The following is an 8,132-nucleotide window of genomic DNA, read 5'->3' on the forward strand; positions in this document are numbered from 1 at the left end:
GATCCCGGTCCGACAGGTCACGGTACGCGGTGGGCGGGACCCGTCGCCCGCGCCGGGACGTTCGCCGGACAGCCGGGCGAGGGCTGTGCCAAGGTGTCAGCCGAGCAGTTCCTCGACCAGCTCGGCGGCCAGTTCCTGGGCCCTGTCCTGCATTTCCTCGCTGTCCGCGGTCTCTCCGGCGCGCGTCGGACGGCTCGTGTAATCGATCTTCACGAGGACGTTGGACGTGCGGAACACCACAGTGACGGTGCGTTCGGAAGCGGTGGTTCCGGCGGTCCCGAGGTCGTCGTCGAGGAACGCCTCGTCCGCGAGGTCCTCCAGGGCGCGCGGGGCGAGGTCCACCGGGCCGGTGGCGGTGGCCGAGGCGGTGGCCGAGGCGGAGGCGGTGGCCTCGGTGTCGGCACCGGCCTCGGCCTCGGTGTCGGCACCGGCCTCGGCCTCGGCGTCGGAGCCGGCGTCGGGGGAGCCGGATGCGGACGCGTCGGTCCCGCCCGTCTTCTTCCCGGGCTTCTCCGAGGCGGAGGAGGTGGGGGAGGCGGACGCGGATCCGGACGCGTCGGCGGACTGCCCGGCGCCGGGGGCGGGCACGCCGGCCTCGTCGCGGAGGTCGGCGAACAGCTCCCCGGCCTTGTCCTCGTCGCTCACCCCGGGCTCGTAGGAGACCACCCGCTCGAAGTCCAGGGCGAGCGAGGAGGTGGCGTCACGGGACTCGGCCTGCCAGCGGCAGCCGACCTGGCGGTCCAGGTCGAAGGTGAGCGACGCCTTGCCCTCGTAGGCGGCCTCGCGCTTCCTGGCGTCCGCGATCTTCCGCAGGCCGGGGAGCAGTTCCTCCAGCCGCTCGTCGCCGATCACGCCGCAGGGCTCGGGCAGCGTCTGGTAGCGGCCAGGCTCGGCCTCGGCCGTGGTGGCGTTCTGCGCGCCCGGCTTGGAGTCGTCGGCCTGCTCGCCCTCGGAGGGGCCGCCGCTGCAGCCGGCCAGCACGGCCGCGAGCAGCGCGGCGGTGCCGATGGTGAACGCCTTCCGCTGCACGGTCGGGCTCCTCTCGGGGTTAATCGGTTGCCGGGGGAACGGGGTCCCGGCAGACAATGTGTATCGCACACGCCACCGGGAACGCCGGTTCGCGGTCCCATTCGTGACGTTGGTCATGCATTTCGCGTTTGCCTGAATCCGCTGAGCCCGTCGGCTCTCGTTCGCTGTTCTCTGTTGTCGCTTTTCGGGGGAGATGGTCGGTCATGTCGTACGTCGAGGTACCGGGGGCGCAGGTGCCGATCCGGATGTGGACGGATCCGGCGTCCGTGGAGGACGGCGCCATGCGGCAGCTCCAGAACGTGGCGACGCTGCCGTGGATCAAGGGCCTCGCGGTGATGCCGGACGTCCACTACGGCAAGGGCGCGACCGTGGGTTCCGTGATCGCCATGCGGGGCGCGGTCTGCCCGGCGGCGGTGGGCGTCGACATCGGCTGCGGGATGTCCGCGGTGAAGACCTCGCTGACCGCCAACGACCTGCCGGGGGACCTCTCGCGGCTGCGGTCGAAGATCGAGCAGGCCATTCCGGTGGGCCGCGGCATGCACGACTCCCCGGTGGACCCGGGCCGGCTGCACGGCTTCGCCACCGCGGCCTGGGACGACCTGTGGGCGCGGTTCGACGGGGTCGCCGAGGCGGTCAGGTTCCGCGAGGAGAGGGCCGCGAAGCAGGCGGGAACGCTTGGATCAGGTAATCATTTTATTGAATTCTGCCTGGACACCGAGGGTGCGGTGTGGCTGATGCTGCACTCCGGCTCGCGGAACATCGGCAAGGAACTGGCCGAGCACCACATCGGCGTGGCCCAGCGACTGCCGCACAACCAGGGCCTGGTCGACCGCGACCTGGCGGTCTTCGTCGCGGACACCCCGCAGATGGCGGCCTACCAGAACGACCTGTACTGGGCGCAGGAGTACGCCCGCTTCAACCGGTCGATCATGATGGCGCTCTTCAAGGACGTGGTCCGCAAGGAGTTCAAGAAGGCCAGGGTGACCTTCGAGCAGGAGATCAGCTGCCACCACAACTACGTCAGCCGCGAGCGCTACGAGGGCATGGACCTGCTGGTCACCCGGAAGGGCGCGATCAGCGCGCGGTCGGGGGAGTACGGAATCATCCCGGGGTCCATGGGCACCGGCTCGTACATCGTGAAGGGCCTGGGCAACGAGAAGTCGTTCAACTCGGCCTCGCACGGCGCGGGCCGGCGGATGAGCCGCAGCGCGGCCAAGCGGCGCTTCTCGGCCGCGGACCTGGAGCGGCAGACGGCGGGCGTGGAGTGCCGCAAGGACTCCGGAGTGGTGGACGAGATCCCGGCGGCCTACAAGCCGATCGAGCAGGTCATCGACCAGCAGCGGGACCTGGTGGCCGTGGTCGCGCAGCTCAAGCAGGTCGTCTGCGTCAAGGGCTGACCTCGTCCACCGTGAAGCCGATGACGGAGCCGCCGCCCTCGCGGCGGAAGGCGAAGGGGGAGCCGTTGTGGGAGACGGCGACCTCGCGGACGATCGAGAGGCCGAGGCCGGAGCCGGGGAGGCTGCGGGCCGCGGGGGTGCGGTAGAAGCGGTCGAAGACGCGGGTGAGGTCGGCGGGGGCGATGCCCGGGCCGCGGTCCAGGACCTCCACGCGGAGGTGGCCGGTGCCGCGGTGGCGGACCACCCGGACGTCGATGGGGGCGGTGCCGTCCTGGTCGAACTTGGCGGCGTTCTCCACCAGGCTGGAGACGGCGCGCTGGAGGGCGGCGGCGCGGCCGTCGACCGTGGTGTCGCCGGTGGCCAGGACGCGGATGTCCCGGCCGGTGCGGCGGCGGGCGTGCACGGCGACGTCCTCGGCGAGCTCGGCGAGGTCGACCGGGCGGACCGGTTCGGCGTCCGACTGGCCGGCGGCGAGGTCGACCAGCTCGTTCACCAGGTCGGTCAGCTCGCGTGACTCGGTGGCCAGGTCCTCCACCAGTTCCTCCCGGACCCGGGGCGGCAGCTCGTCGATCCGGCGGAGCATCGAGATGTTGGTGCGCAGCGAGGTCAGCGGGGTGCGCAGTTCGTGGCCGGCGTCCTGGACCAGGCGGCGCTGGTCCTCCTCGGAGCGGGCGAGCCGGTCCAGCATGCGGTCGAAGGAGCGGCCGAGGCGGCCCACCTCGCCGGCGCCGGTGACCGGGACCTGGATGGACAGGTGCCGGGTGCGGGCCACGGCCTCGGCGGCGTCGGTGAGGGCGACCAGGCGGCGGGTGATGCGGTGGGCGAGCCACCAGCCGAAGAGGCCGGCGGCGAAGACCACGGCGACGATCTGCCAGGCGGTGCGGCGCTGGAGTTCGCGCAGCAGGTCCTCGGTGTCGCTGAACTCGTGGGCGACCTGGACCGCGCCGCGTCCGTCGCCGAGGGAGACGGTGGCGATGCGGTAGATGTCGTGGCCGGCCACGATGTCGGCGTGCTCCACGGTGAGGCCGGCGGTGCGCCGCAGGGCGGTGCGGCGGTCCTCGTCGGTGACCGGCAGGGCGGGGCGTCCGGGGTCGTCCACCGATCCGTCGGGTCCGAGGACCTGCACGACGGTGCGACTGGGGCGGACGATGTCGTGCCCGGGGACGTGCGAGGAGAAGTCCTCCGGCGTCATCCGCCGCTGCCGGACCTCGGCCTTCAGGTCGCCGACGACCTCGGCGAATATCGTCTGCTGGTCCACCCGCACCATCCGCGCGGCGGCGTTGTAGGAGAGCAGGCCGACCACCACGGTGACGGCGGCGGCGACGGCGGCGAAGGAGACGGCGAAGCCGGTGCGCAGCGAGGCCAGCCGGCCGAGGAGTCCGGGCACCGGCTCAGCCCTCCCGCAGCACGTACCCGATGCCCCGCACGGTGTGGATCAGCTGCGGGGCGCCGGGCTCGTCCAGCTTGCGGCGCAGGTAGCCGACGTAGACGGCGAGGTTCTTGGAGCCGGGGCCGAAGTCGTAGCCCCAGATGCGGTCGTAGATGGTGGCGTGCTCGAGGACGACGCCGGCGTGGCGGAGGAGCAGTTCCAGCAGGTCGAACTCGGTGCGGGTGAGCTCGATCTCGCGGTCGCCGCGCCAGACGCGGCGGGCGGAGGGGTCCATCCGCAGCCCGGCGGCGTCGAGGGTCCGGGGGTCGCGCGCCGTGTCGGGGTCCTGCGGGGCGGGGTGGCGGAGGGGTTCCTTGCCGGCCCGGCGGAGCAGGGCGCGCAGGCGTGCGAAGACCTCCTCGACCTCGAAGGGCTTGGGCACGTAGTCGTCGGCGCCGGCGTCCAGGCCGGCGATCCGGTCGGCGGTCTCCACCAGCGCGGTCAGCATCAGGATCGGGGTGCGGTCGCCGCGGGCGCGCAGTTCGCGGCAGACCTGGAGGCCGTCGACGCCGGGCATCATCACGTCCAGCACCAGCACGTCGGGCGCGGCCGCGGTGGCCTGTTCGAGCGCGGCGGCGCCGTCCGCGACGGCGGTGACCGCGTATCCCTCGAGGGTGAGGGCGCGGGCGAGGGCGTTGCGGATGGCGCGGTCGTCCTCGGCGAGCAGCACGGTGTGGGGCACGGACCCATCCTGTCATTCCGGGTCCGTGCCCCACGGTGCGGCTCAGGAGGTGCGCAGCGCCTGGAGTGCCTGTTCGAAGGGGACGGTCTCCAGGTCGCCGACCCGGACGACGCCGGGGTCGTCCTCCCGCGCGGAGCGGGCGGCGGGCAGCTCGGCCGGGCCGGACATCAGCGCGGCGAGCTGGCCGGCGGCGCGTTCGATCCGCTCCTGGAGCCCTTCGGCCCCCCAGTCCTCGGAAGCCGCGTAGACGCCGGTGGGCACCACCACGGCGCGCAGGTAGGAGAAGAGCGGCCGCAGTGCGTGGTCCAGGACCAGGGAGTGGCGGGCGGACCCGCCGGTCGCGGCGACCAGCACCGGCTTGCCGTCCAGGGCGTCCTTGTCGAGCACGTCGAAGAAGGCCTTGAAGAGCCCGCTGTAGGAGGCGGAGAAGACCGGGGTGACGACGATCAGTCCGTCGGCGGCGGTCACCGCCTCCTGCGCGGCGGCCAGCTCGCGGCCGGGGAAGCCGTTGGTGAAGTTGTGCGCGATCTCGACGGCGAGGTCGCGCACCTCGATCACCTGGACGTCCGCGCCGGTGCGGTCGGCGGTGGCGCGGCCGAGGCGGTCGGCCAGCAGCCGGGTGGAGGACGGGACGCTCAGTCCCGCCGAGACGACGGCCAGCTTCATCGTGCGGCCTCCTTCTCCTTCGTGGTGTCGTTCAGCGCAGTCCCGGCCCCGGTGCCGGCCTTCGCCTCGGCCTCGGCCTTCGCCCTGGCGACGAGGGAGGCGTGGGTCGGCGCGTCGGGCACGTCGGCCGGGCGGCCCTTGGCGAACTCCTCGCGGAGCACCGGCACGACCTCCTCGCCGAGGATGTCGAGCTGCTCGAGCACGGTCTTCAGCGGCAGCCCGGCGTGGTCCATGAGGAAGAGCTGGCGCTGGTAGTCGCCGGCCACCTCGCGGAAGGACAGGGTGCGCTCGATGACCTGCTGCGGGGAGCCGACGGTCAGCGGGGTGTCACGGGTGAACTCCTCCAGCGAGGGGCCGTGGCCGTAGACCGGCGCGTTGTCGAAGTAGGGGCGGAACTCGCGGACGGCGTCCTGGGAGTTCTTCCGCATGAACACCTGGCCGCCGAGGCCGACGATCGCCTGCTCGGGCCGGCCGTGCCCGTAGTGGGCGAAGCGGGTGCGGTAGAACTCGACCATCCGGCGGGTGTGGTCGGCGGGCCAGAAGATGTTGTTGTGGAAGAACCCGTCCCCGTAGTACGCGGCCTGCTCGGCGATCTCGGGGGACCGGATCGAGCCGTGCCAGACGAACGGGGGCACGTCGTCCATGGGGCGCGGGGTGGAGGTGAAGCCCTGCAGCGGGGTGCGGAACTTGCCCTCCCAGTTCACGACCTCCTCGCGCCACAGGCGGTGGAGCAGGGCGTAGTTCTCGATGGCCAGGTTGATGCCCTGGCGGATGTCCTGCCCGAACCAGGGGTAGACCGGGCCGGTGTTGCCGCGGCCCATCATCAGGTCGACGCGGCCGTCCGCGAGGTGCTGGAGCATCGCGTAGTCCTCGGCGATCTTCACCGGGTCGTTGGTGGTGATCAGCGTCGTCGAGGTCGAGAGGGTGAGCGTGTTCGTCCGCGCTGCGATCCAGCCCAGCATGGTGGTGGGCGAGGACGGCACGAAGGGCGGGTTGTGGTGCTCGCCCATCGCGAAGACGTCGAGGCCGACCTCCTCCGCCTTCAGCGCGATCGCGACCATGGCCTTGATGCGCTCGCGCTCGGTGGGGGTCCGGCCGGTGGTGGGGTCGGGCGTCACGTCGCCGACCGAGAAGATCCCGAACTCCATGGTCATGGTCGCTCACTCCAATGTTGTTGACCATTGAACTATATCCGAGAACGAGGCGGGGGCGACAGGTATTCCGGGGCGACAGGTGTGCCGCCGCCCGCGGCATGGCATGGCATGGTGACCCGATGGTGATCGTGAGGTCCGCGGCGCTGTTCGCGCTGGCCGCGGTGTTGGAGATCGGCGGCGCGTGGCTGGTCTGGCAGGGGTTCCGGGAGAGCCGGGGCTGGGCGTGGATCGGGGCGGGGGTGCTGGCGCTGGGGGCGTACGGGTTCGTCGCGACGTTCCAGCCGGAGGGGGAGTTCGGGAGGGTGCTGGCGGCGTACGGGGGCGTCTTCGTCGCCGGGTCCCTCGCGTGGGGGGCGGTCGCGGACGGGTACCGGCCGGACCGGTGGGACGTCGTGGGGGCGCTCGTCTGCCTCGCGGGCATGGCGGTGATCATGTACGCCCCCCGCCGCTGACCCGCCGCGTCCTCCCTTGGCGCCGCGCCCCCCGCGCTGCGCCGTCCCGGCCCCTGCGCTGCCCCGGCCCCTGCGCTGCCGCGGCCACCGCGCTGCCCTGGCGCCCGCGCCGTCCCGGTCCTCGCGCTGCCCCGGCCCCTGCGCTGCCGCGGCCACCGCGCTGCCCTGGCTCCCGTGCCGTCCCGGTCCCTGCGCCGCCCTGGCTCCCGTGCCGTCCCGGTCCTCGCGCTGCCCCGGCCCCTGCGCTGCCCCGGCGCCCGCGCTGCCCCGGCCCCTGCGCTGCCCCGGCGCCCGCGCTGCCCGGCCCCGCACCGCACTTGGCCCCCGCGCCGTCCCGGCCCCCGTGCCGCACCCCGCGCTGCCCGGAGTGGGACGGGGTGCCGGGGGCAGGGGGGTGGTGCTTAAGGTGGCGGGGTCCGTGGAAACGACTCGAACGGGAGCGCCGCGCCGTATGACCGCCGCCTACACCGCCACCCCCACCCCCGCCTCCCGCATCGCCGTCGTCACCGGCGCCAGCAGCGGCATCGGCGCCGCCACCGCGCGGCAGCTCGCCGCGGCGGGGTACCGCGTCGTCCTCACCGCCCGCCGCAAGGACCGCATCGAGGCGCTCGCGGAGGAGATCACCGCAGCCGGCCACTCCGCCACCGCGTACGCCCTGGACGTCACCGACCGCGCCGCCGTCGACGAGTTCGCCACCGCCTTCAAGACCGTCGGCGTGCTGGTCAACAACGCCGGCGGGGCCCTCGGCTCGGACCCGGTGGCCACCGGCGACCCGCAGGAGTGGCGGACCATGTACGAGACGAACGTGATCGGCACCCTCAACGTCACCCAGGCGCTGCTGCCCGCCCTTACCGCGAGCGGCGACGGCACGGTCGTGGTGGTCTCCTCCACCGCCGGTCACGCCACCTACGAGGGCGGCGCCGGCTACGTGGCCGCCAAGCACGCCGAGCACGTCCTCGCGGAGACCCTGCGGCTGGAGATCGTCGGCACCCCGGTCCGGGTGATCGAGATCGCGCCCGGGATGGTGAAGACCGAGGAGTTCGCGCTCACCCGCTTCCACGGGGACGAGGAGAAGGCGGCCAAGGTCTACCGGGGCGTGGCCGAGCCGCTGACCGCGGACGACGTCGCCGACACCATCGCCTGGGCGGTCACCCGCCCCAGCCACGTCAACGTCGACCTGCTGGTGGTCCGCCCCCGCGCCCAGGCGTCCAACACCAAGGTGCACCGGGAGCTCTGACCCCGCCCGGCGCCCGGCATCGCCGCCCCGAGGGCACCCGAGAAGGCCCGGGCGGCGCCCGTCCACAGTCTGTGGACGGGCGCCGC

8 protein-coding genes are annotated in these 8,132 nt (G+C 73.2%); 3 read left to right on the top strand and 5 right to left on the bottom strand.

Going from position 1 to position 8,132, the window contains the following annotated elements; all coding sequences use genetic code 11:
• Positions 1-96: 96 nt before the first annotated feature.
• The gene (locus ACWD3O_RS32710) at positions 97-1,029 is read right to left on the bottom strand and encodes a DUF3558 domain-containing protein (RefSeq protein ID WP_451418382.1); all 933 of its coding nucleotides are present in this window, start codon (positions 1,027-1,029) and stop codon (positions 97-99) included.
• A 203-nt stretch (positions 1,030-1,232) separates the two neighbouring features.
• Here ACWD3O_RS32710 and ACWD3O_RS32715 point away from each other — a divergent pair, with 203 nt between their 5' ends.
• Positions 1,233-2,426: an RtcB family protein gene (locus ACWD3O_RS32715; RefSeq protein WP_451414046.1), complete on the top strand. Its 1,194-nt coding sequence runs from the start codon at positions 1,233-1,235 to the stop codon at positions 2,424-2,426.
• Here the strand turns inward: ACWD3O_RS32715 and ACWD3O_RS32720 are convergent.
• The 4 genes from ACWD3O_RS32720 to ACWD3O_RS32735 are packed head-to-tail and all read right to left on the bottom strand — an operon-like array spanning position 2,416 to position 6,351.
• Positions 2,416-3,813: a HAMP domain-containing sensor histidine kinase gene (locus tag ACWD3O_RS32720; RefSeq protein WP_451414045.1), complete on the bottom strand. Its 1,398-nt coding sequence runs from the start codon at positions 3,811-3,813 to the stop codon at positions 2,416-2,418. The two genes, ACWD3O_RS32715 and ACWD3O_RS32720, sit on opposite strands and share 11 nt — an antisense overlap.
• Before the next feature lie 4 nt (positions 3,814-3,817).
• Positions 3,818-4,537 carry a response regulator transcription factor gene (locus ACWD3O_RS32725; RefSeq protein ID WP_451414044.1) on the bottom strand — a complete coding sequence of 240 codons (720 nt, stop codon included), beginning with the start codon at positions 4,535-4,537 and terminating at the stop codon, positions 3,818-3,820.
• Between the two features lie 42 nt (positions 4,538-4,579).
• Positions 4,580-5,203, bottom strand: a complete 624-nt coding sequence (locus tag ACWD3O_RS32730) for an FMN reductase (protein WP_451414043.1) — start codon at positions 5,201-5,203, stop codon at positions 4,580-4,582.
• The gene (locus ACWD3O_RS32735) at positions 5,200-6,351 is read right to left on the bottom strand and encodes an LLM class flavin-dependent oxidoreductase (protein WP_451414067.1); all 1,152 of its coding nucleotides are present in this window, start codon (positions 6,349-6,351) and stop codon (positions 5,200-5,202) included. The genes ACWD3O_RS32730 and ACWD3O_RS32735 overlap by 4 nt, the downstream gene beginning before the upstream one ends.
• A gap of 125 nt (positions 6,352-6,476) precedes the next feature.
• Between ACWD3O_RS32735 and ACWD3O_RS32740 the strand changes: the two genes are divergently transcribed.
• Positions 6,477-6,809: a YnfA family protein gene (locus ACWD3O_RS32740; RefSeq protein WP_451414042.1), complete on the top strand. Its 333-nt coding sequence runs from the start codon at positions 6,477-6,479 to the stop codon at positions 6,807-6,809.
• Positions 6,810-7,260: 451 nt separating this feature from the next.
• The gene (locus ACWD3O_RS32745; RefSeq protein ID WP_451414041.1) at positions 7,261-8,046 is read left to right on the top strand and encodes an SDR family NAD(P)-dependent oxidoreductase; all 786 of its coding nucleotides are present in this window, start codon (positions 7,261-7,263) and stop codon (positions 8,044-8,046) included.
• The last annotated feature ends 86 nt before the right edge of the window (positions 8,047-8,132 follow it).

The organism is Streptomyces sp. NPDC002640, assembly GCF_053592575.1.